The following is a 25,381-nucleotide window of genomic DNA, read 5'->3' as shown; positions in this document are numbered from 1 at the left end:
ACTTATTCCCTAAAAACGATGCTCAAGCTTGAGACTAATGTTGTGTTTATCGTAGGAATACAGCCAATCGACATTGCTTTTATTATGGTTATAGCGATAGGTTAAATTAGGCGTCATGCCATAAAACTCAAAGCGCGGCATTTGCACAACAAAGGTATAGTTTTGTTCAAAATCATGACGACGAGCTAAGAAAGTTTCTGCGTATTTATCAAACACACGCCAACGATAAGAACTCAGCAAAGTGGTATTAAATCCTGTACTCCAAGATTTGCTTAAGCCCAATCGCACACCTTGCTGTTGGTAGGCAGCCATGTATTTTTCTTGGGTCGAATGGTCGAGCACATCTAGACCACCAAAAAAAGTCCACTGGTCTGGAAAAATCTTCCAGAAAGTAGCAAAAGCTGAGCTTTCTACCCCATCTAGGGTTTTATATTTCTGATAATTTAAATCTTTACTCTCAGCCTCAAGCTTGAAAGCTTTATCTGCAGAGATAAAATGCATCCACTCGGCACGCGCACCCCAGGCATTGTAAAGACCATCATTGCCATAACGTTTATGTTCAAATAGCGGACTCACCCCAATTTGATTTTTTAAGTCAAAGTAGCTGTAGCCTGCATTAATGTTAATGGTAGATTCATTAAATGCCGCGTGGTCGTTATAGGACTGTCCAAACGCCAGTGCACGTAAAGCCACGCCATGATGCCCCTTAATCGCATAGCGTTTTATCAGACTGGCTTCGTAATCTAAACCTATTGCCGACTCAGCTTTAGGCGTTCCACGGGTAACTTGCTCAATTGGGATAATATTACCGCCACTATCTTTGCCATAAAGCATCCATGTTTTGCTCTGTTCAGACGAACTATTTAAATTACTGACATAGGTGTAACCCGCTGAAACCGAGCCTTGCCAAGAGTCTCGTTTTTTTAATGCCTGAACAAAGGTATTTACTGTTGTTAAAACCCCAGACGGAATTACCGCAGGATCACTTTGTTTAAGTTGATCTTGAATTGAAATAAAAAGGCGTGCTGCTTCCTTATTCTTCTGTTGTTCAAACAGCACGCGCGCTAACTCAAGTTCACAAATTAAATTATGAGGTTGTTGTTTTAGGCTGCTTTGAAATTTTTGTTCAGCCAATTTCAGTTGCCCCTGAGAACGTGCAACTGCCCCTTCGGCAAAGTCGGTTAAAGCCCGATCGTAGCCAACATATTTTTTATAATGTTCTAAATAAACCGTGGCTTTGAGCCACTGTTTTTGCATGACAGCCAAATATAATGCCTTGGCAAGATCATTCGGGTTTTGCTCAACACTGTATTCTTGTCCATTAATTTGAAGTTTAGGTAATTGCTCGGTACTACGAATGGTTCCCTGCTCATGAAACTGTCGCTGTTCTTGTAAAAGCGTTTGGTCCAAGCTTTGATTAAGACGAAGCTGTGTGTCTTCGTCGGCATATAAAAATGGACAACTCAACAATGTCAGACAGCACAAAAACGTTCGTTTCATAAAACAATAAACCTGAAGCAACCAAGCAAAAGCCCAAAAAACAAAAGGAACCTACGTGTGTAGATTCCTTTTGCATTCATTAATTTTTAGCACCGCCAAATGCAGTGTTGTAAGACACGTTATCAAACTGGGCAATACCCGCTAAAGCCGAAGCATTTGCACCAAAGAATTGACCTTGCACCACACCAGAGTTGTCGACACCAGCCGTACCGTTAGCCGTTGCCAAACCTGCAAACGCAGCAGTACCCGGGTTAAATGCCACACCATCTAGGCTTAATGATGAAACAGCCGTACCAGTTCCTGTAAGCGTTCCTTCAAGTGTGCCCGCACCATAATTTGCGGTGAACGTACCGCTTAACAGATTGCTTCCAGAGCCGTTAACTCCTGCAACGGTATAGGTTGCAGTACCCGCGGTTGGAACACTAGTATTGGTGTTATCACCCGCGTAGTAAACGGTATGGCTCGCGCTTGCCGGCGTGTCGCCCGCTTTCCACCATTCACCAAAATAGACTTCCTGTGTGCCCACCTGACCAAAGTTAAAATTACCTAATGCACTGTGTGAAGGTGGCATTGCAGACACTGGAATATGCGAAATATTAAAGGTTTTGCTGCCAACCGTTACATTGGTGTTACTCGTTCCCTGAGCAGCAAAAGCCTGAGCCAAACCTTTTAACGAACTAAAACCTGTAAAAGCGTTATATGGCGCACCCGCAGCTTGAACCGACACCGCTGCTACACCACCCGGATGGCTTGCATTGGCAGCAGCACCGATTTTGATATTACTTTCATTACTCGAAATACCATCAATTCCTGCATAAGCAAATGCAGTTGAACAAGCAACGAGACCCAAGAACAATTGAGAGATTTTCATTTGTTGTTACTCCATCTTTTTAAAACTAAGTTATTGTTTAATTTAAAATAACGATTTCGCTATTTTTAGTTTATTGAGTAGGCCCAGCTGAAAACCTACTCGGCTTTTTGTAAATAATAATCATTCAATCTTATTATTTACCGTTACCTGACTCCCCTTTTATGTATGTATAGAGGGAATCAAATTCTTTTTAAAATTTAGTGGTCCAACTAATTTTCATCGTTCGGCCGGGTGCGGCCATGGCACTACGAGTTAAAGGATCGATATAAAACTGGTTAGAAAGATTACTGCCGACAAACTCAACCGTGTTGTAGTCATCGACCTGATAACGTGCATAGGCATCAAAAATCCACGTGTCATCCCAAGCCAAAGGCACATTGAGGTAATAGCCTTTATTGACGCTAGCATCATTGTTTTTGCGTAGCGGGCTTTCATAAGCTTTATAAAATGTTGCACGTGCACCGAGTTCTAACTTTTCATCAAAAAAGCGTGCGCCAAGTAAACCGTGAAAACTCAGTTCAGGAGTGGCCATAGTCACCAAGTAGCCATTTGGAAAACCATCATCAACACAACGCTGATACGGTTCACGGAACTCAAGGCGCTGCTCGGTTTGAACCGTGCCGCCTAAAATCATTTTGTTAATGGCACTATTGGTGTCACACACTTCATTTTTTAAGTTATAGGCCACGCTCAAGTCTGTGAAGAAACCGCCATTATCAAAACGGCTTTGTAACTCTAGACCTGATAGCTTTTGCTCATCCATATTGGTAAAAATAAGGTTTTGGTCACGCTCAATCACATTTTTGGTTTTGTTGTAGTAATAAGCGAGCTTAATGTCGGCATTGCGCGCTGTGCTGAACCAATCGCGCATGTCATAGACATACCCTACTTCGTAGTTAAAAGCATGTTCAGGTTTGATTGCTTGATATGGCAACATAGCAGAAAAACCGACAGTGCTTTCAAACAAACTTGGTAAGCGATATTCCTCTGCATAGCGGGCATAGATTCTGCTGTTTGGCGTGAGATGAATTGAGGCGCCTAACTGCGGTGCCCAGCCGCTATCTTTAACTTTGTCGGCCGACTCAACCGGAACTTGGTCTACCACCGACATAAAGTTCCCGCCAGTTACGACGTACTTTTGTCCAGAGGCATTGAGCTGATTTAAAGGATTATCAGCAAGCGACAATTGCCCATTCGCATCTGCTTTCCAGCTCAGCGTATTTTTCTGTGACCAGATCATGTTATACAACGTGCTCTCTGATGCAGGTACAGTGTCGAGCTGCCCATCCCACTCAGGATTTTTTGTGGCATAACGCTGTTTTAAAACATTGATTAAACGCTGCTGAGTCGAGGTGTAACTCTCAGGCATGGTCTGATATTCAAAGGTATATTCTTTAAGCCTACTTTTTTTGGTAAATAGCGGATTTAAACTCGGGGCAATCTCGCTCTGCAAAGACTTATTTAAAAAGTCATCAACAGCCCAATATGAACGATAACGCATGCCCGCATCAAAACTTAACCAAGACAGGGGTCGATAATTAAAATTAAAGTCGAACGTTTTTTCCTCACGGCGCCCTGCCCGTGGCAATGCTTGATAGAGCGAATAACTTGGGCCAAATTCACCATACACATCGTCAGATGTTAATTTTTCTTTTAAGAAACTTCCGCCGAGCGTCAAATCAAGCTGGTCTAATAAACGGGTTTTATTACTGACCGTAATGCCTTTACGCGTATTGTCAGAATGGCTTATTGCCGTATTAATAATGGTGTTATCTCTAAAATCGATTGTGGTTGGCCATCCACCACGTGTGTATGTCTGGCTTTCGGTGTCGGTTTGCCAAATATTGGCATAAAAATCAATCCAGCGATTATTCTCAGGCTTAAACTTATACTCGAGGCTATAGGCTTTAGAGTGAATATTGCTTAAAGGCCACTGCGGAACACCCAAGTCAGGCGTAATGCCCCAAACAATCCGAGACGGCATAATTTCACCAAAAATATTTTTGGTATCTCGGTAAGTCAGCTTAAGAGTCTGGCTATCGGTTGGGCGATAGGTCCCTTTTAATAACCACGATTCCATATGACTTGAGGTGTTAGGAACTTCATCACCCGGTTGATAGGCATAGGCAAAGTAAGGAATAAAATCGAGGCTGCTGTCCGGTGTCGCTCGTTTATAGTAGCCCGCGCCATGTGTGCCAGAAAAATAATTGCCGCGCTCACGTACTGCATACACTGCCAGTAAATCGAATTTGTCTTGCTTGGTGGCAATTGCCAGTCGGCCCGCTAAGTCATCGCCCGAAAAATGAGAGTTATCACTTCTGGTCCGGTTCTTTTTATAAATATCGGGGTCATACTTTGACCCGTTCATGTCGATCCAAGGCGTTGTGTCATCGTAGTTTTGGCCCACTTTGCTCATGTCTGGCAAAGACGGATCGATTGAGTTGGTTGAGCCTTCTACTTTTAACTCGGCACCAAAAGACTTACCCGGACGAACAATGTCATCGGCCTCTAGCGTTTTAACGACTACACCACCGCCAACAGAAGTTGTGGTATTACGCTCTAAAGATGGGCCTTTAATGACTTCAATGCCCGCAATAAGATTGGGGTCGATATAGTTTCGATTGTTTACCCCGTTGTAGCCACGCCACACGGCAATCGACTGTTCAGTGCCATCAATGGTTAAAGGCACACGACCAACACCCTGCACACCACGTACACTTGGGTCGAGTGCGCCACTGTTACGGGCATCGCCGCTATAGACTCCCACCATGCCTTGTAAAACATCGGCTGGGTTGGTTCCTTTAAATCGCTCAACATAGTCTTTGCCCGCATAGACCGAAGAGCGGTTTGCGTCATAAACTTTGTTATAGCCTTCTGTGTCACGGTCTTCTTTGCCGTACACCACAATTGGCGTGAGTCGTATCGATGCATCTTCTTCAATTACGGCGCTACTTGGCGGCAGGCTAGTGGCCTGAACCTTAGCGGGAGTGACCCGAGGCGTAGATTTTTTGCTGAGTGTGTAGCCCTGCCCAACTTTTACAGCATTAAATTCGGTTGATTTTAAAAGCTGCTCAAAACCTTGCTCGACAGCAAAATTGCCTTTTAAGCCTAGGCTATGCAACCCTTGGAGTTGCTGGGCATCCATTGCAATTGAAGTACCCGATTGTTCGGCAAACTGGTTGAGTACGTTAGCAAGGCGACCCGCAGGAATGTTATAGCTTTTCACTCCGGCTGTTTGTGCATAGGCCTGCTGCATAGGAAGCACAACAACAAGCCCACCCATCGACACAGCATGTATGGCAAACGCCAGTGTTGAAAATCGAAAAATCGATCGATTCCGCTTTTGCCCCGTTCCCGCTTTTTTCATTTGCCCCGCCCCAGTAAATCGTAATAAGAATCATTCAATACAACAAATTAAAATGATCCATATTTATTGCTTCTACTTACTATGACGAACGACTTTCAAAAAAGTGGAACCTAAAATCGAAAATAAATTTAATTTTTTATTATTTTAAAGAAACCATGACCACAAACGGCGTGATTTGCTTAATTTTCAGGTCTGGAAAAACCGTAGCCAAAAGCTTAAGTGATTCTGTTGTTTGGTCTAAAGGCAATACCGCATTGACCCGTACATGTTGCAACGCCGCATCATTAAAAATAATTTTGCCTTTGTAGTTGCGGTCTAGCTCTTGTAGCACTTGATTCAGTGGCAAGTTTTCTACCATGAGTTGATGCTTTTGCCATTTTTGTTGTTCGTTATAAACATTCAGTGCAGGCAGTTTTTGTACGCCATTTTTGTCCATTTTAATGGCTTGACCTGCCTCGACAATAGCCTGACGAGTCGCATGCAATTGAGTGGTTTTAACTTGCGTGGCTTCTACTTTTACCTTCGAGTGCAACATGTTGAGCTCGGTTGCTGAGGGGTCATAACTGACGCTAAAAGCTGTGCCGAGTGCCTGAATTTGTCCATGACTGGTTTTGACCAAAAACGGTCTAGTCTTATCTTTGGCAACATCGACATAAATTTGACCTTGCACCAGCTCAACCACTCGCTGGTTGGTTTTAAAATCAAGATTAACTGCACTTTTACCACGTAAAATTAAACGTGAGCCATCTGGTAAGGTTTGCGTGGTCCACTGCCCCAATTGCCCTTGAATGTCGGCCGTAACATAGGCCACAGTGGTGTCAGTTAAATAAAATAACGCCCCACTCATGGCAACAAACACAACGGCAAAAGCTGTTCCTGCACGTAAATGTTTATAGGTTTTTCCTGAGCTTAGGCCAGCTTTAAGAGCGACTTTAGTAACTTTTTTATGTCCGCTGGTTTGAGAAAGTTTTTGAATTGATCCAATACACTGTTCAATATCGGCAGCCACTTGGCGGTGTTGTTCACTGGTTTTTTTCCACTCTTCAAATTTTTGATTGGCAGTTTTTCGTGAGCTTTCATCATCCGAACTCAGTTGAACAATCCAATATGCGGCTTCTTCAACGAGCTGGTGATGTTTGCTTTTTTCCATAGCCATTTAAATGCAAGCGTCCATGTCTTGTCGGTTTTGGTAGCACTGAATTAAGCAGCTCGCCAAATATTTTTGAATCATTTTGGTCGACACATTTAAACGCTCAGCAATTTCTTTATGGGTATAGCCTTCGAGGTAATGCAAAATAAAAGCTTGCTGTGCTTTTTCAGAAACCCCTTCGAGTGCTTTACAAAGCTGGTTAATTGCTTGAATAATTTGCATCTGGTCTTCGGGTGAGGCCACTGCGTCAAGCATATATTCCATTTGACTCAAGCCATCTAAATAGGCCTGTTCAATGCGTTTACGGCGCACTTGGTCAATGAGTAGGTTTTTAGCAATCGAGGTTAAATAGGCACGCGGTTCCTTAATGCCGAATAGCTCGTCTCGCGTTTGTAGCAGTTTAATAAATGTGTCCTGAACCAGATCTGCGGCCTGATCAGTATTACCTAATTTTTGTCTCAACCATTGGTGAAGCCAGCTTTGGTGACTTCTATATAACTGATCTACAAGCAAAGAAGTTTTGTTCACAGCAATTGGACTCAAAACAAGGAACTTACAAATGATAATAATTATCATTTAAACAAGTCAAGCAATAATTCAAGTAAAACTTAAATCACTGTTTAATAAATTGAATTAATTGCCCGCTTGCTTTGCTGCACTTTTCTTAAAGCAAATCAGCCAAACTCCTAATTTCTTCCATCACCGCCTTACACGCAGGCGTTAAATAGCCATGTTTAGAAATAGACAAAGAAATGTAGCGCTTTAGCGCAGGGTTAATAATTTTTGCGGCTTGAATTGAGGTGTATTGGCTGGCCTTCTTTAACGCTTGTGGTCCCAGCATGGTGTACATGCGAGACTCTGAAACCAAATGGGTTTGTAAACTAATCGAATCGGCTTCAAACACAATATTCAGTTCTACCCCATTTTCATAAGCCATGTGGTCTAAAAAGTTTCGCCAGTTACTTGGCCTGCAAAAGGTGACCAGTGGTAACTGACTTACCTTTTTAAACTCTACTTCATTGGCCTGAGTGAGTGCATCTCCTTCACAGCCGACCAAATAGGTATCGGCTTCGGTAAGGTAAACATCGCCCTGTTTAGGCGTCGGGTTAAACCGATAGAGTATGGCTAAATCGACGCTGCCATCTTCCAGCCATTTTTCTAAATGCACCCCTTGCCCTTCACGCACCGACAGTTTAATTAGGGGATATTTTTCCTGCAGTACTTTATACAGAGTCGATAACAACGGATGTGCAGTAGACGGCAAACTAGCTATGCGCACCGTACCAATCGGTGTATCGGTCGAGTGCAAAATTTCATTATTGAGTTGATCGGTTACGTTTAGCCATGAACGAATTTTAGGAAGTAAATGCTGACCTAAATCGGTAAGCTCAACGCCGCGGCCAGTTCGATTAAACAAACGACCACCACATTGCGCTTCAAGTTCGTTCATTTGCCGACTGATTTGCGGTTGGTTGGTGTTATGTAGCATCGCGACTTTGCTTAAGCTACCGAGTTCGACCGCGTCTAAAAATATTTTCCATAATTCATAATTCATCGATTCGTCCTAAATCGTAAATAGGCAGCTTTTTGGGCCATACATTTTCAGTATAACTGAAATTCAAGAATTGGTAATTCCTACATAGCTCACCTATTTCTATACTCCAATCATGTTCTCTACAACACGATTTAAGTCAGATTAAGAACCAGAGAATATTTAATTACACTGTATAGGAAGTACGATTATGAGTTTAGATTTACGTGGATTAACCCCAGCACCTGTGACTCCTTTTACCCGTGACGGGCAAGTAGACCATAATGCAATTCAACGTTTAGGTTCATGGTTAGGCAGTATTGATGGTGTGAAAGGCTTGGTTGTTCTTGGGCATGCAGGTGAAGGAACATTCTTGTCGCAAAAAGAACAAATGCAGGTCATCGAAAGCTTTGTTAAATCGGTAGATGACAAAATTCCGGTAATCGCAGGGATTACACTCGAAGGTACTTCGGTTGCAGCAGAAGAAGCAAAACGTGCAGTCAGCGCTGGTGCTTCGGCAGGTTTGATTTACCCTTCACATGGCTGGTTGCGTTTTGGCTATCAAAAAGGCGCACCACAAGACCGCTATAAAGCAATTTATGAAGAAAGTGGTTTGCCATCTATTTTGTTCCAATATCCAGATGCAACGAAGGCCACTTACGACCTAGAGACTCTACTCGATATTTCTGCACAGCCAGGCGTGTTTGCCATGAAAAATGGCGTGCGTAATATGCGCCGCTGGGATGTCGAAATTCCAATTATTCGCCGTGAACGTCCAGACTTACAGGTGTTGACGTGCCACGATGAATATTTGCTTCACACTATGTTTGATGTAGACGGCGCTTTGGTTGGCTATGGCAACATTGCCCCTGAACTGTTAATTGAAATGATTAAAGCAGGTAAAGCTAAAGATTACGCCAAAGCTCGTGCGATTCACGACCAGCTTTTACCAGTAACTCGCAATGTTTACCACCGTGGTTCACACATGGAAGGCACGGTCGCGCTTAAACATGCACTGGTTGCTCGCGGAATTTTGGACCATGCCACTGTGCGATCGCCTCTGCTTCCACTGGCAGACGGTGCTGAGCAAGAAATTCATGATGCGATGCGTCAAGCCGGAATTGGCAAGGTCGATTTAACCCAAGCCGTTACTTAAATTCTATTCGGGCTAGCATGTACGCTAGCCTTTTTTTCCTGTACGCTGCCTGAGGCCAAACATCGGGCATGTCTCTTAAAAACAATAATAAAAAGCATGCAAACTGTGGTGAACAGGTGGTGCGAAATAGAACAACAAAACTACGAGGAATGTAGTAATAAGGAGATAGAAGATGACAAATCTAGCGGATGTAGAACAAATTAGTCATCATCAAAAAAATGCGGAAATTATTGCAAGAATCGAACGACTACCCGTCACTGGTCGATTGCAATTTATGCGAATTACGATTGGGATCGCGACCTTTTTTGACGCGTATACTGTTCTAGCGATTGCCTTTGCTTTACCCCAACTCATTACCGAATGGCACCTGACGCCTGCCTATGTTGGTGCGATCATTGCCGCGGGCTATGTCGGGCAACTGGTCGGTGCGATCTTCTTTGGTTCTCTTGCCGAAAAAGTCGGTCGTTTAAAAGTCCTATCTTTTACCATTTTACTGTTTGTGGCAATGGACATTTCTTGTCTGTTTGCGTGGAGCGGAATGTCGCTGTTAATTTTCCGTTTCTTACAAGGTGTTGGAACTGGCGGTGAAGTGCCTGTTGCAAGTGCCTATATTAACGAGTTTATTGGCGCAGAAAAGCGCGGTAAGTTTTTCTTGCTCTATGAAGTTTTGTTCCCACTTGGTCTTATGTTTGCAGGCATGGCAGCATTTTTTCTGATGCCAATTTACGGCTGGAAAGTCATGTTTATTGTGGGCCTAGTTCCATCTTTACTGGTGATTCCTTTACGGTTTTTCTTGCCTGAGTCACCACGCTGGCTTGCTTCAAAAGGCCGCTTTAAAGAAGCAGATCAAGTCGTCAAAAGCTTTGAAGATGGTGCCATTAAAAGCGGTAAAACTTTGCTTGAACCAGTGGTTAAAGAGATTAACCCGCAAGGCATGGCAAAAACCGACTGGCGTGAGCTGTTCCATGGCATTTACCGTAAACGCACCTTTACCCTATGGGGCATGTGGTTTTGCGTGTATATGGTGAACAATGCCATGGTGACTTGGCTGCCATCTCTCTACAAACAACACTTTGGTCTGTCGCTTCAAACCAGTTTAGGTTATGGCTGGATTACCTCGGGCGTGGGTGTGATTGCCTCTATTATCTGTGCGTTAATGATTGATAAAGTCGGCCGCCGTCCTTGGTACAGTGCAGCGTTTTTCTTGGCGATTATTCCACTCATGAGCCTCTCAATTTTAGGTGCAAAATCGGCGATGGAAGTTGTGATTTTAGCAACGCTGAGCTATGCCATTTTGCAAACTATTTCATTCTCTTTATACCTTTACGCTGCCGAACTTTACCCTACTCGTCTCCGTGCGATGGGCATTGGTTTTAGTACCGCTTGGCTCCGTGCCGGCTCTGCGATTGGACCAGTTATGGTCGGCCTCGTGGTTGGTGGCTATGGCATTCAATATGTGTTTAGTGTGCTTGCCGTTGTGGCACTCATTGGTGGCCTAGTGACTTTCTTGTTTGCCATTGAAACCAAAGGCCAAGTGCTCGAAAAACTCTCTCCTTAATTCATCCATTTCATAAAAAGCTTGCCTAACCCAGCGTTAGGCAAAGGGCTTATTCATGCTTAAAAAAGGAATTTAAAATGAATAAATATTTGCTATGGGGCTGTATTGGTTTAGGCAGCGTGAGCAATGCATATGCAGAGCTTCCTCAACAATTTGGCAAGTTAGAATTAAAGCTTAACACCCGTTACTGGAACGATGAAGGCACTGCCCAGCCCACGCTTGCCAACCCTTCGCCTTCGTCGAGTGAATATGAACAAAGTGCCTTAGGGCTTGAGTTAAATTATCAGTCCCCGTACATGTGGAACTGGCTTGGGGTAGATGGTTCACTCTATGCAGTCACCAAGTTATTTGACTCTGGCAAGCCTAGCACTCAGCTTTTAGAGGTCGAAAATAACGGCAAGCTCGATCAAAACTTTGCAACTTTAGGGCAGCTCTACATCAAAGCTAAACTGGGCGATAAAGGCGAGATTAAATTAGGTCGCCAGTTGCACGATTCGCTGTTACTTAAAAGCACCAATAACCGCGTGGTGCCCGATACTTTTTCGGGTGCGAGTGGTCAGTTTCAATTGAATGATCAGCTACAAACTTACATGGCTTACTATGACCGCTGGAAACCGCGCAGCATGGACTCATTTGAAAAACTGGTGACTGAAAATGACGAGCGTATTGATTATGTCGGTTTGCTGGGAGCTAAGTATCAGTACAAAAACTGGAGCGTGAATGCCGAGTATTTAAATAGCAAAGATTACTTAAAAAAGTACGGGGCAATTGCTCAATATAAGTTGCCGTTTCATGGCTTGGTGTGGACATTTAACACAGGTGCTTTTTTCTCGCGTGATGATGGCAAACTGTTTAAATGCGGTGCCGAAACCGAGCTGGACTGTGTCAAAGGCCAAGACATTAACAACCGTGGCAATGGCTATTTTGTCGATGTAAATCTAGCCAAGAATAATATTGAAGGCAGCATTGCCGTTTCAAAGTTTGATGGTTTTTGGATTGAAGATAACTTTGCCGTGCACTCCGCCCGCAACTCGGTTGTGACGCAAGACCACGGTACCAACCCGTTTCCGACCTCTGCGACCATTGGCCCCGACTTTACCAACAACGATGAAACCGCCGTTGCCCTTCGCCTGAAATATAACTGGAAAGACTATGTGAAAGGTTTAAAAACCGAGGCGAAGTATATTTATGGCTTTGGCGCTCACCAAAATAACATCAGCAGTGATATTGAGGGTAAAGAGCGTTACTTTGACTTTACAGTGAGTTATGCCTTGCCGTGGGTGAAAAACTTAGATGTGCGTTATTCATTTTTGCATTATGAGTCGAAGTTTGAAAATGTAAACTTAGGTGAAAAAATAAATGGAATGTCTCGGAAAGATTGGGACCAGCACCGAGTATTTATTAATTACCGTTATACATTTTAAGTATAGGCCAAACGTTTAGTTTAGCTTTATTATTTTTATTAATTTACAGCTTTAAATATATTAACTTTTGAGTTTAATTGAAATATAAATTTATATTTAAAATTTTTATAATATTTTATTTAAATTGAATTGACCTGTTAAAAACTTATGATTATTATGGTCCCACTGGCCTACATTGCCAGTCGGTTTTAGCAGACCGTAGATCCATGGCGGGTTATAGTTCCACTATAAGTCGTTAGACCCTTGCGTCCCTTTTCTTTGCGGTAGGACGGGAGGGGGACGCGCTTGCGCGTGCTGGTTCCTTGGATCCCAGTCTGCTAACCCCCTTTCGTTCTACCACCATAATCAATTGACGGTGATCTTTGGTGGTAGAGCTCCATAAATTCTAGGAGTTGACCATGCCACTATATAAACTTATCCCCTCTCCCCTATAAACTTTTTATTTATTTAAAACTTAGGTTTTCTATTATCTAAAGTTTTTAATTTATAAATTATTTTTATTTTAAAATTTTAATCATTTTATTTTCCTTATTTTATAGGCGGATTAACTACATCCTAAAAAATGATTTTAAAACTTAGAATATAGCAGTTTATTTTTTCTCATTGATATATCCCCAATCATTACGAGAATAATATGAAATTTTATAAAACTATTTTGGTTTTAGGCCTTGTGATCGGCGATTACAGCGTTTCGGGTTGTGACCTCCACACTCAGCAGGATTTTGAAAAAATTTGCCTGTCGGGTGGGCACACCCAAGCCAGTTGCGACTGTATTTACCAACGGCTTGAGCAAGTTTACTCGCATAAGCTTATGCAGCGTCTAGAACATGTCAGTTTGCAAAGTCCTGCTCTCCCACAGGACTTTGCCCCTACTTTTTTTAGCGTGATGCGGCGGTGCGATAAAGAAGACATGGGCTAAGCGTTTGGCTTAGCTCCCTTATCTCTGTGTCGCAATGGTAGATTACTTTAAATCAGCGCAAAAAATTAAAGTTCTGTTGTGGCACGGGGGCCTTGGGGGAATGATTTCATTACGTCCTTTTCTAAGGATTAGTTCCTACCATTTGTCTTGAAGTATCTATGTTAATCAAAAAATTTAGTCTATTATTTTTACATAGAAAGAATGCTCAAAAAAAATTAATTCGTTGATTTGAAAAAAAATTGTTTATCTAAAATTTAATATTTCAAAGCGAGCCATTCCTATGTCAATAGAAGATTTCTTTATAAAAGACTCTCCCTCTAAGAGATATCTTTTAATAAGCTTAGCCCTATTCATGTTAATAATGGCTTTAATTGCTTACTTTAAAGGAAAGTTGGGATTTGAATATGTATTTTCACTTATTGCAGGGTACGCCTTAATATTCTTTATTTTAAAAAATGCAGCATTACCACTTTTTCCCCCACTTACGGAAAAAAGTAGTGATGCAAACGCTATGGCTAGAACAACAATTGCAATTGTTTACATCCTTGCTTTCATAATTCTAACTATTTCTTATTTTTTATAATTTAATTACTCTTCAATTTTCTTGCTTCGCTCTACAGTAATATATTCATTAGGAATTACTAACTGCTTTTCCATATTCTTTACCTTATAAGAAACTAAAGTGCTTTTACCAATGCCTTGAAACAACACTTTAACATCTTTAAAAATAAAGGTTTTATACTGACTCGGTTCTTTAGTAGTCGTTTTTGGTAATTCAATTAAATTTGCATAAGGCTCTTTAATATATAAGGTTGCCTTTTCTATTCGTACCCCAGTATTTTGCATTGTAGTATTAAGAAATATTTTACCAACATCACCAATAAGAATCAGGGGTACAAGCGGAGTTAAGCTAATAAACAAAGCTATTTCTAAGCTATCTTTAATATGCGTTTCTAACCTCTTTAATTTTTTTATTGCAAATGCTTTAAGATGATCACTTGCATCAGGATCATCAACAATATCTGCTAGATTTTCAAATTTTATATTAAATTCTTTAATCTTCTGCCGATTCATGTAAAAAGGATAATACGCAAAGGCAATAAAAAATACGGTAATGCCTATGTACAGATTAATCTTCCAATGTAATAAAAATATGCCGTGAATAACATATAAAAGATAAAGAGAACCACTTAACGTAATAATATTAATTTTTGGAAAAGGAAGTTTTTTCCCAATTCTAATATGTGGTGGTAAATACTTATCAACCCAATTTAAGACAAGATATGTGACTGGAGCTAAGGATGTGCCAAAGAAAAATAGCATAAGCCCTAATACAGTGTAAGCAATAGAGAACGCGGCAAAAATCAGTAAAAAAATAAGTGTATCACCAAAGCTAATTTCCGACGGGATATAGCCAATTGTTAAAAGATACACAACTAAGCACAACACCCCTATTGCAACTATCGCTTTAGTCATTGTCAGCGCAACTTCATGCCACTGCCCCAGATTATTTACACATCTCGTTATTAAGTTGTTCATTTGATCTAACCAAATCTTATAAATTATAAAAAAATCAATGATTACCTTTTTCTTGAACCGCTCCCCAGCGGAGTAATCATCTTTTGAAATTTCCCCAAATTTCAGAGTATGTTTTCACATACTTTCAATAACACTCCAAAACTTATGAGTGCTTGGAATTTCTACTTTAACTTGTGTTGCAATAATTTCTATTTTAACCCCATAAAAAATTAAACTTTGGTTAGCTTTATTGGTAAAAAATATATTGTTGACCCAATAAAAGATATGGCTCCTGTCTGTCCTAATTGCCATTTTATCATCCATCAACATAAACCTGCATTTTCAATAGATGAGGTAAGAGCTATGTTAAAGTCGGATAAAGATTAATTTAACAATATGGAGAGTTTTTATTAATTAATAAAATTTATAAACTTAAATCAAAGGTAATATTTAGTAATTCTAAATTACAAGTTTAACAATTTAATAATTATGAGTATACTTTTCCTAAATATAGAAGTTTAGAAATAACAGTATCATGAAGCCTGAAGATAAAGCACGTATAGTTATTGATAAAAAACTAGAAGATGCTGGTTGGATTGTTGTCGATAAAAAAAACTACAATCCTAGTGCAGGATTTGGCATTGCTGTTCGTGAATTTCAAACAAAGACAGGACCTGCGGACTATATTCTCTTTGTGAATAGAACACCAATTGGTGTACTTGAAGCTAAACGTGATGAAGAAGGGGAAAATATTACTGCTCACGAGCGCCAAACTGATCGATACGCTACTTCTGGCTTTAAAGCCAAACAGACATACGATGCCCTTCCATTTCTATTTCAAGCTACATCAAAGATTATTCGATTCACGGACAGACGAGATCCTGAAGCTCGATCTCGTGAACTATTCCATTTTTATAAGCCCGAATATTTAGATGAGCTATATAAAAGAAATAAAAACTTACGACAAAACTTACTAGAGATGCCACCCTTAGTGACAGATAATCTTCGTGACTGTCAGATTAATGCGATTACTGGGTTAGAAAAATCTTTAGCGCTACAAAAACCACGATCTTTAGTTCATATGGCAACTGGTGCAGGGAAAACATTTACTGCGATTTCATCTGTATATCGTCTATTAAAGTTTGCTAAAGCAAAACGGATTTTATTTCTAGTTGATACACGGAACTTAGGTAAGCAAGCTCATCAAGAACTTATGGCATTTACCCCACCCGATGACAAACGTAAATTCACTGAACTTTATAATGTTCAAAGATTAATGTCATCAACGTTAGATACTAAAACTGATGTATGCATTTCTACCATTCAACGAATGTATTCCATTTTATCTGGCGAGAAATTAGATGAGCAAGATGAAGATATTAATCTAAATGAAGTTACTGCTTTGGAAGAAAGTACACGACTATCTAAAAAACATATTCAATATAACCCTAATGTGCCAATTGAGTCTTTTGATTTTATTATTATTGATGAATGTCATCGTAGTATCTACAACTTATGGAAACAAGTACTTGATTACTTTGATGCATTTCTTGTTGGTCTGACTGCAACACCTGACAACAGAACATATGGCTTTTTTAACGAAAATATTGTTGCAGAATATAGTTATGAACAGTCAGTGGTTGATGGTGTCAATGTTGGATATGACATTTATGAAATTGAAACTGAGATAACAAAGAAAGGTAAAAAAATCCGTGCCAAACAATGGATTGACCGTCGTAACCGCCAGACTCGTGCTAAACGGTTAGTTGAAACAGAAGAAGAGATTGTCTATACCCATAAGGACTTAGACAAGGATGTTGTGAATCCAAGTCAAATTCGCAATATTATTCGTGAAATGAAGCGTGCCGTCAGCCAAGAAATCTTTCCTAATCGGGAAGAAGTTCCAAAAACATTAATATTTGCGAAATCAGATAGCCATGCGGATGACATAATTAATATTGTTCGTGAAGAATATGGTAAAGGTAATGAATTTTGTGAAAAAGTTACCTACAGTGCAAAAGATCCTGATGGTGTTTTGAGTGATTTTCGGAACGAATATAACCCTCGTATAGCAGTAACAGTCGATATGATTGCGACTGGTACAGATGTCAAACCTTTAGAAGTATTGCTCTTCATGCGAGATGTACGTTCCAAAGGTTATTATGAGCAAATGAAAGGGCGCGGGGTTCGTAGCTTAGATAAAGATGGGCTACAAAAAGTCTCTCAAAGTGCCTCAGGTGCAAAAACTCGTTTCGTCATTATCGATGCTGTAGGTGTTGAGAAATCTCAAAAAACAGAAAGTCGTCAACTAGAACGAAAACCCTCAACGACGTTAAAACAACTTATGGATGGCGTCATTCTCGGTGATGTTGATGAAGATACTGCTTTAAGTCTAGCAAATCGCTTAATTCGACTAAACAAAAACCTAGATGCAGAGACTCAATCTAAAATTACTGAGTTGACCAAAGGTAAAAATCTAAAGCAGATTACAGAAACCATTATTAATGCCGTTGACCCCGATACAATTAATCAAGCTGTCATCTTAGATGAAGGCTTAAAAGGTAATGTGTTGAATGAAGACTCCATCTCAGAACAACAATATTTAGAAAAAATGTCTGAACTCTTAGAACAAGCTTATAGAGTTTTTGATGATCCTGAACTTCGTTCTCTCCTGACCGATAAAAAAGATGCAGAACAGGTAATTGATACGGTAAATTTGGATAAGGTAATTAACCGAGGCTTCTCTGCAAATGTTGAGCAGAAAGCAAAAGAAGATATTGAACAGTTTGAAAAATACTTGAAAGAGAATCGTGAAGAGATTGGGGCTTTAAGTTTCTTTTATGATCAACCTTACCAACGTCGTGAACTGACATTGACGATGATCCATGAACTTCATGATAAACTCAGCCGTCCTCCGCTATTACTTACGACTGAACGTCTTTGGTCTGCTTATGAAAGAGTAAAGAGTAGTCAAGTCAAAGGGGTAAATTCTCAGCGTAAATTAACCGATTTATTATCCTTAGTTCGTTTTGCTTCTGGCTTAAATCATGAGCTTTCCCCTTTTAGCGAAGAAGTAGATAAGCGCTTTCAGAAATGGGTGTTTAGGCATAATGCTAACAATGCCACTGCATTCAACGAAGAGCAAATGACATGGTTACGTCTAATGAAAGATCATATAGCAAATAGTTGTCAGCTAACACCGAATGATTTTAAGTTGGGGTCATTGGCGAGTAATGGTGGGGCATTTAAAGCGGCAGAAGTTTTTGGTCGAGAGAAACTTATGCCATTAATTAAAGAATTGAACGAAGAACTCGTTGCATAACATGATGGTATCAAAATGGCTTTAACCAGAAAGATCTCAGATATTATTAAAGAAGATACTACGGGACTTCTTTCTAAACATCCATCATGGCTCCGCATTGAATTAAGTAATGTAGCTACTATCTTGAATGGATTTGCATTTCCTTCTTCCTATTTTAACAATGATGGTATAGGTCTACCTTTAATAAGAATTCGTGATGTAACCGAAGGCAATACAACAACCTACTATAATGGCGATTACGATGATATTTATTTAGTTAATAAAAATGAAATTTTAGTGGGAATGGATGGAGATTTCAATTTAGGTTTATGGAAAAGTTCGCCTAGCCTACTCAATCAGCGAGTATGTAAAATATCACTTAAAAATGACAACATCTACGATAAGCAATTTTTAATTTATCTTCTCCCTCCATATTTAAAGGCTATTAATGATGCGACCTCATCAATTACTGTAAAACATTTATCATCTAAAACTCTTAATGAAATATTATTACCACTTCCACCTTTAAATGAACAAAAACGTATCGCTGACAAAATCGATGAGTTATTCAGCGAATTGGATAATGGAATTGAAGAACTTGAAACAGCTCAGAAGAAGTTAGAACTTTATCGTCAATCATTATTAAAATCAGCCGTTGAAGGTAAACTCAGTAAAGAATGGCGTGAAACCCAAACTGAAATTTCTGAAACTGGTAAGCAGCTGTTAGAGCGTATTTTAAAAGAACGCCGTGAACGTTGGGCACAAGAAAAACTTAACGAGTTTAACGAGAAAGGGAAAACTCCTCCTAAAAATTGGCAGGAAAAATATCCTGAGCCTGTTCAACCTTATGACTCTATTAATTTACCTAAGCTACCTAACAATTGGACATGGGCTAGCTTAGATCAACTTGCATACCCAATTCGAAATGGAATGTCTCCAAAACCGAATATTGAAGAAAAAGGCTATCCTATTTTAAGGATCAATGCTGTCAGAGCAATGAAAGTTCACTTAGATGAATGCCGACATATTGATTTACCATACGAAAGTGTTAAAAATTTCATTATTAAAAATAATGATATTTTAATAACTCGTTATAACGGTAGTATTGATTTATTAGGTGTGTTTGGTGTGGTACGAGATCTTGATAAGCCAATGCTACATCCAGACAAACTAATCAGAGCTCAGCCTATTTTAGGTGAAACATTATCAAATTGGATTGAGTTAGCTGCAAATATTGGTCACTCAAGAGGTTATGTAAAGTCTAGAGCCAAAACTACTTCTGGTCAAACTGGTGTTTCTGGTGAAGATATAAAACAAACCCCAATTGCTTTACCACCATTAACGGAGCAATTATATCTAACGAATTTAATATCTTTAAAATTAGAAAATATTTCTAATCAATTTGATTCATTAGCGATAATCCTTAAGCAAACATCAGATCAAAAACTTAATGTTCTGAAGGATGCATTCAATGGCAGTTTAGTGTATCAAGATCCAAATGATGAACCTGCTCAAATCTTGTTAGAACGCATTCAGCAGCAAAAAGAAGCTGAATTTTTAGCGAAAAAGAATAATACCCAAAAAAGCTCAACCCCAAAAGTTAAAAAGGAAGTTAGTATGTCTAAGACTATCCTCGACGTTCTAAAAAATCAGTCAGATTGGATTTCAGGACAAGAATTAGCAACTGCTTTCGGGCTAACTGCACAAAGCAGTATTGAAGATATTGAGCAATTTTACGAAGAGCTTCGCACACTGAGCCTAGACGATAAAATAATGGTAAGACCAGATCAACTAAATAAAAAGCAACAGGATCTGATTAAACTTAAGGACAAAACTGATGCGTCTTGATTACTTAAAGATCGGCAGTGCTAAGAATAGCCCCACCCATCAATTTAAAAATTTAAAAAACGTCTGTATAGACTTTAATGAACATCAATCAATCACTGTCGTTATTGGCTGGAATGGAACAGGTAAATCTAATGTATTAGAAGCGCTCGCTATTATATTTCGAGACTTAATCCAGCCATCTAAAGATAAAACACCTGCTTTTGCTTACGAGATTAAATATGAAATTGGATCGGGCATCAACAAAAAATATGTCACTATTCAAGCTGATCCAGATTTAGAAAAAGATAAATTTATTTTTTCATATATCCCTTTTCAACCAATTCTAGAGCCATTAGATAAAGAGAAATCATCAGTAAGTTTAGTCGAGCTAAAACAGTCTGATTTCTTTCAAGAAGATAACCATCTCAACGTTAAAGTTGAAGAAAGGAGTACGGAAACACCTAAGCCTATCATTGTCTCTTTTTCTAAATTTACAGCTGACAATAGCGAATTTTTACCAAGATTTGTCTTTAGTTATTATTCTGGTTTAAGTACCAGAATGCATAATATTTTTATACCTTACATTGAGAAGTATGACAAAAAATTAAGAGGCGCTAAACCTTCTGAAGAAGTTGGTTTTAAGCGCATGTTCTATGCCCTTCCAATTCACAGTCAATTTGTACTTTTAGCCTTTTTGTTTAAACAAGATGAAACTATTAAATCATTTTTAGAAAATCAGTTAGGTATTGATGCTGAATCTGGGATTGAATCAATTTTATTTGAACTCCGCCAACCTTCTTGGACAAATAAAAATGATGATGGTGATTCGAGACTTTGGGATTCAAAAGGAGTCGTTAAAGAGTTTCTAAGTGAACTTTACAATCTTTCATTAGCACCCATTAAATTCAAAAGAAAATCAAAAAGCAGTCTATGGAATAAAAAAACTCGTGAATATCAATATCTCTTTCTTAAAGATATGACATCTTTTCAAAGGCTGATAGAGCATAAAGAACCACGGACCCTATTTCGTGATTTAGAAAGTACTTATATTTCTGAATTAATTGAAGCTGTACATATACGAGTTAAGTTAAAAAAGAATAATGACACTGTTACGTTTAAGGAGTTGAGTGAGGGTGAACAACAACTATTAACAGTATTAGGCTTACTACGTTTTACAAATGAAGAAGAAAGTCTTTATTTACTTGATGAACCAGATACACATCTAAACCCTAAATGGTCGGTCGAATATTTAAAATATTTACAGGATTTCATGAAAAATGAAAGCAATGGATTAAGAACAAACAGTCATATTGTATTAACCACTCATAACCCTATCGCAATTGCAGAGCTTCAAAAAGAGCAAATTCAAATTTTACATCGTGATGAAGATAAGCAGATTTATGCAACTGAGCCTGATTTACATCCGAAAGGTATGGGGTATGCTGGAATCATCACCAGTGATATGTTTGGACTAGGTAGTTCACTAGACAAACAAACTAATGAATTATTAATCGAGTATCAAAAATTAGTAATTACACCAAGAGCAGATAAAACCCCAAAAGATAAACAACGACAACAAGATCTAAGCAAATATCTTGAGAAATTAGATTTTAATTTCGATTTTAAAGATCGCCTAAAACAGGAATATATGCGTGCTCGTTTTGATTTAATGCATGGAACTACATATGCAGACGAGCCTATCGTTACAGACGAAAATAAGCAGAGAGCTTTAGAAGCTTTAGTTGAAAGTTTAATGAAGACTGACGAATGAATTTTATAGATCATACCTCACCACCAACAGATATAAATTTTCACAACCCTAGTAATCCCTCAACCACGTATACATATCGCTTATTACAAGTTGCAAAAATTGTTGGACCTTTTCCAAAAAAGACTCTTACCCCCCAAGAAAAATTGATTAAAGATGCCCATTGGAAAGACTTAAAGCAATGGTTGGTATCAAAAAGCTCTGGTAAATGTTGGTTTTGTGAGTCGAAAGAATTGAGATCTACCTCTGATGTCGAACACTTTAGACCAAAGAATCAAGTAAAGATTGACAAAGGAATATTAAAATATCCTACCTCCCATGTAAAAGCTGGTGATGAATTTGAAGGCTACTGGTGGTTAAGTTATGAGTGGACTAATTATAGATTATCTTGTCAGAGATGTAATAGGTTAGACACTGATCCCTCTACAAAAATCGTGCATGGTAAAGGAAACTCATTCCCTTTAGTTGACGAAAATCAACGTTGTTGGGATCTAACTGGGAATCATTTAACAGAAGCACCACTACTACTTGATCCATGTATTCAAGCAGATACAGCACATCTTTTACATACTCTTTCTGGTGAAATTAAACCTATTGCCTCGGATGTCACAACTGTTGAATATATAAGAGCATCATTTTCTATTAAATTGTTAGGGCTAAATGCTTATGGTGTAGTGGAAAAGAAAAGAGAAATAAAAGCAGATATCGAATTTATATTAGACAAGTACATAGGTAAAAATAGTGTAGATGCAGGCTTCGAGAGATTTATTGAAAGAAATCTCAATCCTGCACGAGAATATTACACCTTTGTCAAAGGTATAATTCTGCAATATTGTGAAGATATACCTTGGTTAGATAGTAAACTAACATCAATGGGATTATAGGTCTTGGACTAATATTGATGTATTCTTGACCGAGCTATTTAGACCTGATTATATTGTAATGAATGCAACGACTTTAATCTCCAAAATTTGGAATTTCTGCCACACCTTACGTGATGATGGTGTAGGCTATGGTGATTATCTAGAACAACTGACATTCTTACTTTTCTTAAAAATGGCTCACGAGCAAAAAACATTGCATCCATTTGAGTCAGTTGATATTGGTATTCCTGATGGTTTTGACTGGGACAGCCTCATTAGCTTAAAAGGTGCTGAGATAGAAGATCACTATCTTAAAGTACTCAATAAGCTTGGTACAATGTCAGGTATGTTAGGTGCTATTTTCTTTAAAGCACAGAATAAAATACAAGATCCAGCCAAATTACATCGTTTAGTTCAACTCATCAATGAAGATACATGGAGTGGTATCGGCGCTGATGTAAAAGGTGATATGTACGAAGGCCTATTACAGAAAAATGCTGAAGATACAAAGAGTGGGGCTGGACAGTACTTCACTCCTCGTCCTGTCATCGATGCAATCGTAGAATGTATTCGTCCTCAACCGTTGAAAACCATTGCTGATCCAGCGTGTGGTACAGGTGGCTTTTTTCTTGGTGCACATAAATACCTGTTGGCTCAAAAATTAGATAACAAACAAGCTAAATTTCTTCAAGAAAATACATTCTTTGGTAATGAGATCGTTCCAAGTACAAGACGTCTATGTCTCATGAATCTGTACTTACATAATGTTGGTCACCTTACCGATGAACCATCTATTGTTCGTGCAGATGCTTTAATAAGTGAGCCAACAAAAAAAGCAGACTATGTTTTAGCGAACCCTCCTTTTGGTAAGAAGAGCAGTATGACGGTTACCAACGAGGAAGGTGAAGAAGATAAAGAATCTCTCACCTATGAACGTTCAGACTTTTGGGTAACTACATCAAATAAGCAACTTAATTTTCTCCAGCATATTGTGAGTATGCTAAAAAAAGATGGAAAAGCAGCTGTAGTATTACCAGATAATGTATTGTTCGAAGGTGGTGTTGGTGAACGTGTACGTAAAAAATTACTTGCTGGATGCGATGTACATACCATTTTGCGATTACCAACAGGTATCTTTTATGCAAATGGTGTAAAAGCAAACGTTATTTTCTTCGATAACAAACCTAAATCTGAAAAGATTCAAACGAAAGGAATTTGGTTCTATGATCTTAGGACCAATCAACGATTTACGCTCAAAACTCGTCAATTACGTCAATCTGATTTGAGTGATTTTATTCAGTGTTATAACCCTGAAAATCGCTTTGAACGTCAGGAGACTGAACGATTTAAATATTTCAGCTATGATGAAATCATTGCTCGTGACAAAACCAGTCTAGATATCTTCTGGTTGAAGGACAACAGTTTAGACAATCTTGATGATTTACCCTCACCAGAAGTTCTTCAGCAAGAAATTATTGAGCATTTAGAAGCTGCGTTAGATGCTTTTAAATCCGTTGCTATAAGTTTAAAAAACTAAAATAAAAAGCTAGGCTAATTCGATTAGTCTAGCTTTAATCTCTTTTGCCATTTCTGTTAAATCGATTGTTTGAAACTCTAACAAATAGCCCTGAATTTTCACTTTATCGAATATTTTTTCTCCAACACTTGGATGAAGTAACACTCCTCTTTGAAATAGTGGACATCCCTCTTCTTCTTGTGACCTTAGATACGTATATATTTGATAGATATAACCACTCCTGAACTTTTCTCGTCCAAAACGATTGCTTACTAAAATTTTATTAAATTTAGTATCAATGATAGTCGCTTGTCCCGTTTGTCTATTTCTTATAATGATATCAGCCTCCATCTGAGGCAACACATCTGTAATCAATGAATCAGTGTCTAGCTTCCACTGCAATTTTTTGTTATGACTTACATCCCAAACATTAGCAGGTAAATTTTTAGAATAAAATCCATAAACTGCTTTCTCAAATAGTTTTCTTAGCCACTCCTCACTCATTTCCTCTAAATTCGGAATTAAATGATTTCCTTTTTGCATTGTAGGAATTTTTAGTTCATTTAGCAGCTGACATGTTTGGAGAAGGGCCTGTTCAGAATAGTCAAAATGTCCGAATCGATCTGATCTAAGGTCATAGTTTTGAATTAGTGGACAAGTTACTCCTAGTCCTTCAAGAATATTAATATTTTGTAAAAGCCTCTCTTTAACCCCCTCTATACCTTTTAAGAAAAGTGCATTTTTTAAAGTTATAAGTACATATTGGTATCGTGGGATATTTAGAGTAAGCTCATCATAAGAACAATTGACCTGTCCTCTTTGCATCAACATCTTACTTTCAGTTATTAAAAAGTTAATACTGCCTCGTACACGAGTTAAATTTTCACTTCTAGTAATATAATTACTTGAAAATCCTTTAGAAATATTCTTATCAAATTGATTGCATAATAACTCTAATATAACGGTATATAAGTCTTCAAGATTTTCCTCAATGTTAAAAAATTTATCTTCAGAAGTTTTGTAGACTTCTGATGCATAAAGAATTAATAACCAAACATTTTTTATAGGTATGCCATATTTAGTGATGTAATGGTAGTGGATATCTAACATGC

Annotated in this window: 18 protein-coding genes; 10 read left to right on the top strand and 8 right to left on the bottom strand. The window is 38.7% G+C overall.

Features of this window, described 5'->3' with window-relative positions:
- Positions 1-9: 9 nt before the first annotated feature.
- The 6 genes from RMA94_RS08910 to RMA94_RS08885 all read right to left on the bottom strand — a co-directional run bounded on the left by RMA94_RS08910 (position 10) and on the right by RMA94_RS08885 (position 8,443).
- Positions 10-1,476: a porin family protein gene (locus tag RMA94_RS08910; protein WP_311084022.1), complete on the bottom strand. Its 1,467-nt coding sequence runs from the start codon at positions 1,474-1,476 to the stop codon at positions 10-12.
- A gap of 103 nt (positions 1,477-1,579) precedes the next feature.
- Complete coding sequence (locus RMA94_RS08905) at positions 1,580-2,371, bottom strand: Slam-dependent surface lipoprotein (protein ID WP_032037442.1); 792 nt, start codon at positions 2,369-2,371, stop codon at positions 1,580-1,582.
- Positions 2,372-2,561: 190 nt separating this feature from the next.
- On the bottom strand, positions 2,562-5,738 hold the full coding sequence (locus RMA94_RS08900) for a TonB-dependent receptor domain-containing protein (RefSeq protein WP_311082604.1): 3,177 nt from the start codon (positions 5,736-5,738) through the stop codon (positions 2,562-2,564).
- A 139-nt stretch (positions 5,739-5,877) separates the two neighbouring features.
- Positions 5,878-6,894 carry a FecR domain-containing protein gene (locus RMA94_RS08895; RefSeq protein ID WP_311082602.1) on the bottom strand — a complete coding sequence of 339 codons (1,017 nt, stop codon included), beginning with the start codon at positions 6,892-6,894 and terminating at the stop codon, positions 5,878-5,880.
- Positions 6,895-7,416: a sigma-70 family RNA polymerase sigma factor gene (locus RMA94_RS08890; RefSeq protein WP_003653184.1), complete on the bottom strand. Its 522-nt coding sequence runs from the start codon at positions 7,414-7,416 to the stop codon at positions 6,895-6,897.
- A gap of 136 nt (positions 7,417-7,552) precedes the next feature.
- Positions 7,553-8,443, bottom strand: coding sequence for a LysR family transcriptional regulator (locus tag RMA94_RS08885; protein WP_311082601.1), 891 nt, complete (start codon positions 8,441-8,443; stop codon positions 7,553-7,555).
- A 187-nt stretch (positions 8,444-8,630) separates the two neighbouring features.
- Here RMA94_RS08885 and RMA94_RS08880 point away from each other — a divergent pair, with 187 nt between their 5' ends.
- The 5 genes from RMA94_RS08880 (at position 8,631) to RMA94_RS08860 (ending at position 14,059) form a co-directional block, all read left to right on the top strand.
- Positions 8,631-9,575 (top strand): dihydrodipicolinate synthase family protein, encoded by a 945-nt coding sequence (locus tag RMA94_RS08880; RefSeq protein WP_271050253.1) that lies wholly within the window; start codon positions 8,631-8,633, stop codon positions 9,573-9,575.
- Between the two features lie 172 nt (positions 9,576-9,747).
- Positions 9,748-11,133, top strand: coding sequence for an MFS transporter (locus RMA94_RS08875; protein WP_311082600.1), 1,386 nt, complete (start codon positions 9,748-9,750; stop codon positions 11,131-11,133).
- Positions 11,134-11,210: 77 nt separating this feature from the next.
- Complete coding sequence (locus RMA94_RS08870; RefSeq protein ID WP_311082598.1) at positions 11,211-12,557, top strand: OprD family outer membrane porin; 1,347 nt, start codon at positions 11,211-11,213, stop codon at positions 12,555-12,557.
- 634 nt (positions 12,558-13,191) lie between these two features.
- Entirely contained in the window at positions 13,192-13,476 is a 285-nt protein-coding gene (locus RMA94_RS08865; protein ID WP_086394347.1) for a hypothetical protein, read from the top strand.
- Between the two features lie 280 nt (positions 13,477-13,756).
- Entirely contained in the window at positions 13,757-14,059 is a 303-nt protein-coding gene (locus RMA94_RS08860) for a hypothetical protein (protein WP_032050869.1), read from the top strand.
- A gap of 5 nt (positions 14,060-14,064) precedes the next feature.
- Here the strand turns inward: RMA94_RS08860 and RMA94_RS08855 are convergent, their stop codons facing one another.
- Positions 14,065-15,015, bottom strand: a complete 951-nt coding sequence (locus tag RMA94_RS08855; RefSeq protein WP_311082596.1) for a hypothetical protein — start codon at positions 15,013-15,015, stop codon at positions 14,065-14,067.
- A 514-nt stretch (positions 15,016-15,529) separates the two neighbouring features.
- Here RMA94_RS08855 and RMA94_RS08850 point away from each other — a divergent pair.
- Genes RMA94_RS08850 through RMA94_RS08830 form a run of 5 tightly spaced genes read left to right on the top strand, consistent with a single transcriptional unit; the run spans position 15,530 to position 24,290 of the window.
- Positions 15,530-18,316: a DEAD/DEAH box helicase family protein gene (locus RMA94_RS08850; protein WP_311082594.1), complete on the top strand. Its 2,787-nt coding sequence runs from the start codon at positions 15,530-15,532 to the stop codon at positions 18,314-18,316.
- 15 nt (positions 18,317-18,331) lie between these two features.
- Positions 18,332-20,143, top strand: a complete 1,812-nt coding sequence (locus RMA94_RS08845; protein WP_087088395.1) for a restriction endonuclease subunit S — start codon at positions 18,332-18,334, stop codon at positions 20,141-20,143.
- Positions 20,133-21,893, top strand: a complete 1,761-nt coding sequence (locus RMA94_RS08840) for an AAA family ATPase (protein ID WP_087088393.1) — start codon at positions 20,133-20,135, stop codon at positions 21,891-21,893. Before RMA94_RS08845 ends, RMA94_RS08840 begins: the two co-directional genes overlap by 11 nt.
- The gene (locus RMA94_RS08835) at positions 21,890-22,774 is read left to right on the top strand and encodes a hypothetical protein (protein WP_087088391.1); all 885 of its coding nucleotides are present in this window, start codon (positions 21,890-21,892) and stop codon (positions 22,772-22,774) included. The genes RMA94_RS08840 and RMA94_RS08835 overlap by 4 nt, the downstream gene beginning before the upstream one ends.
- 25 nt (positions 22,775-22,799) lie before the next feature.
- On the top strand, positions 22,800-24,290 hold the full coding sequence (locus RMA94_RS08830; protein ID WP_228148930.1) for a class I SAM-dependent DNA methyltransferase: 1,491 nt from the start codon (positions 22,800-22,802) through the stop codon (positions 24,288-24,290).
- Positions 24,291-24,299: 9 nt separating this feature from the next.
- Here RMA94_RS08830 and RMA94_RS08825 read toward each other — a convergent pair whose 3' ends face one another.
- On the bottom strand, positions 24,300-25,379 hold the full coding sequence (locus RMA94_RS08825; RefSeq protein ID WP_087088387.1) for a 5-methylcytosine restriction system specificity protein McrC: 1,080 nt from the start codon (positions 25,377-25,379) through the stop codon (positions 24,300-24,302).
- Between the last annotated feature and the right edge of the window lie 2 nt (positions 25,380-25,381).

The sequence above is a fragment of the Acinetobacter sp. V115_6 genome (genome assembly GCF_031799025.1).
Taxonomy (GTDB): domain Bacteria; phylum Pseudomonadota; class Gammaproteobacteria; order Pseudomonadales; family Moraxellaceae; genus Acinetobacter; species Acinetobacter pittii.
Note: the sequence above shows the minus strand (reverse complement) of the source record. Positions and strands in the feature narration are given on the sequence as shown.

What these genes read in the sequence shown, in the direction of transcription:
- RMA94_RS08860 (WP_032050869.1), top strand. Translation starts at nt 13,757, where the DNA reads ATGTCAATAGAAGATTTCTTTATAAAAGACTCTCCCTCTAAGAGATAT.
- RMA94_RS08880 (WP_271050253.1), top strand. Translation starts at nt 8,631, where the DNA reads ATGAGTTTAGATTTACGTGGATTAACCCCAGCACCTGTGACTCCTTTT.
- RMA94_RS08900 (WP_311082604.1), bottom strand. Translation starts at nt 5,738, where the DNA reads ATGAAAAAAGCGGGAACGGGGCAAAAGCGGAATCGATCGATTTTTCGA.
- RMA94_RS08850 (WP_311082594.1), top strand. Translation starts at nt 15,530, where the DNA reads ATGAAGCCTGAAGATAAAGCACGTATAGTTATTGATAAAAAACTAGAA.
- RMA94_RS08825 (WP_087088387.1), bottom strand. Translation starts at nt 25,379, where the DNA reads ATGTTAGATATCCACTACCATTACATCACTAAATATGGCATACCTATA.
- RMA94_RS08905 (WP_032037442.1), bottom strand. Translation starts at nt 2,371, where the DNA reads ATGAAAATCTCTCAATTGTTCTTGGGTCTCGTTGCTTGTTCAACTGCA.
- RMA94_RS08885 (WP_311082601.1), bottom strand. Translation starts at nt 8,443, where the DNA reads ATGAATTATGAATTATGGAAAATATTTTTAGACGCGGTCGAACTCGGT.
- RMA94_RS08875 (WP_311082600.1), top strand. Translation starts at nt 9,748, where the DNA reads ATGACAAATCTAGCGGATGTAGAACAAATTAGTCATCATCAAAAAAAT.
- RMA94_RS08870 (WP_311082598.1), top strand. Translation starts at nt 11,211, where the DNA reads ATGAATAAATATTTGCTATGGGGCTGTATTGGTTTAGGCAGCGTGAGC.
- RMA94_RS08865 (WP_086394347.1), top strand. Translation starts at nt 13,192, where the DNA reads ATGAAATTTTATAAAACTATTTTGGTTTTAGGCCTTGTGATCGGCGAT.
- RMA94_RS08845 (WP_087088395.1), top strand. Translation starts at nt 18,332, where the DNA reads ATGGCTTTAACCAGAAAGATCTCAGATATTATTAAAGAAGATACTACG.
- RMA94_RS08840 (WP_087088393.1), top strand. Translation starts at nt 20,133, where the DNA reads ATGCGTCTTGATTACTTAAAGATCGGCAGTGCTAAGAATAGCCCCACC.
- RMA94_RS08835 (WP_087088391.1), top strand. Translation starts at nt 21,890, where the DNA reads ATGAATTTTATAGATCATACCTCACCACCAACAGATATAAATTTTCAC.
- RMA94_RS08855 (WP_311082596.1), bottom strand. Translation starts at nt 15,015, where the DNA reads ATGAACAACTTAATAACGAGATGTGTAAATAATCTGGGGCAGTGGCAT.
- RMA94_RS08895 (WP_311082602.1), bottom strand. Translation starts at nt 6,894, where the DNA reads ATGGCTATGGAAAAAAGCAAACATCACCAGCTCGTTGAAGAAGCCGCA.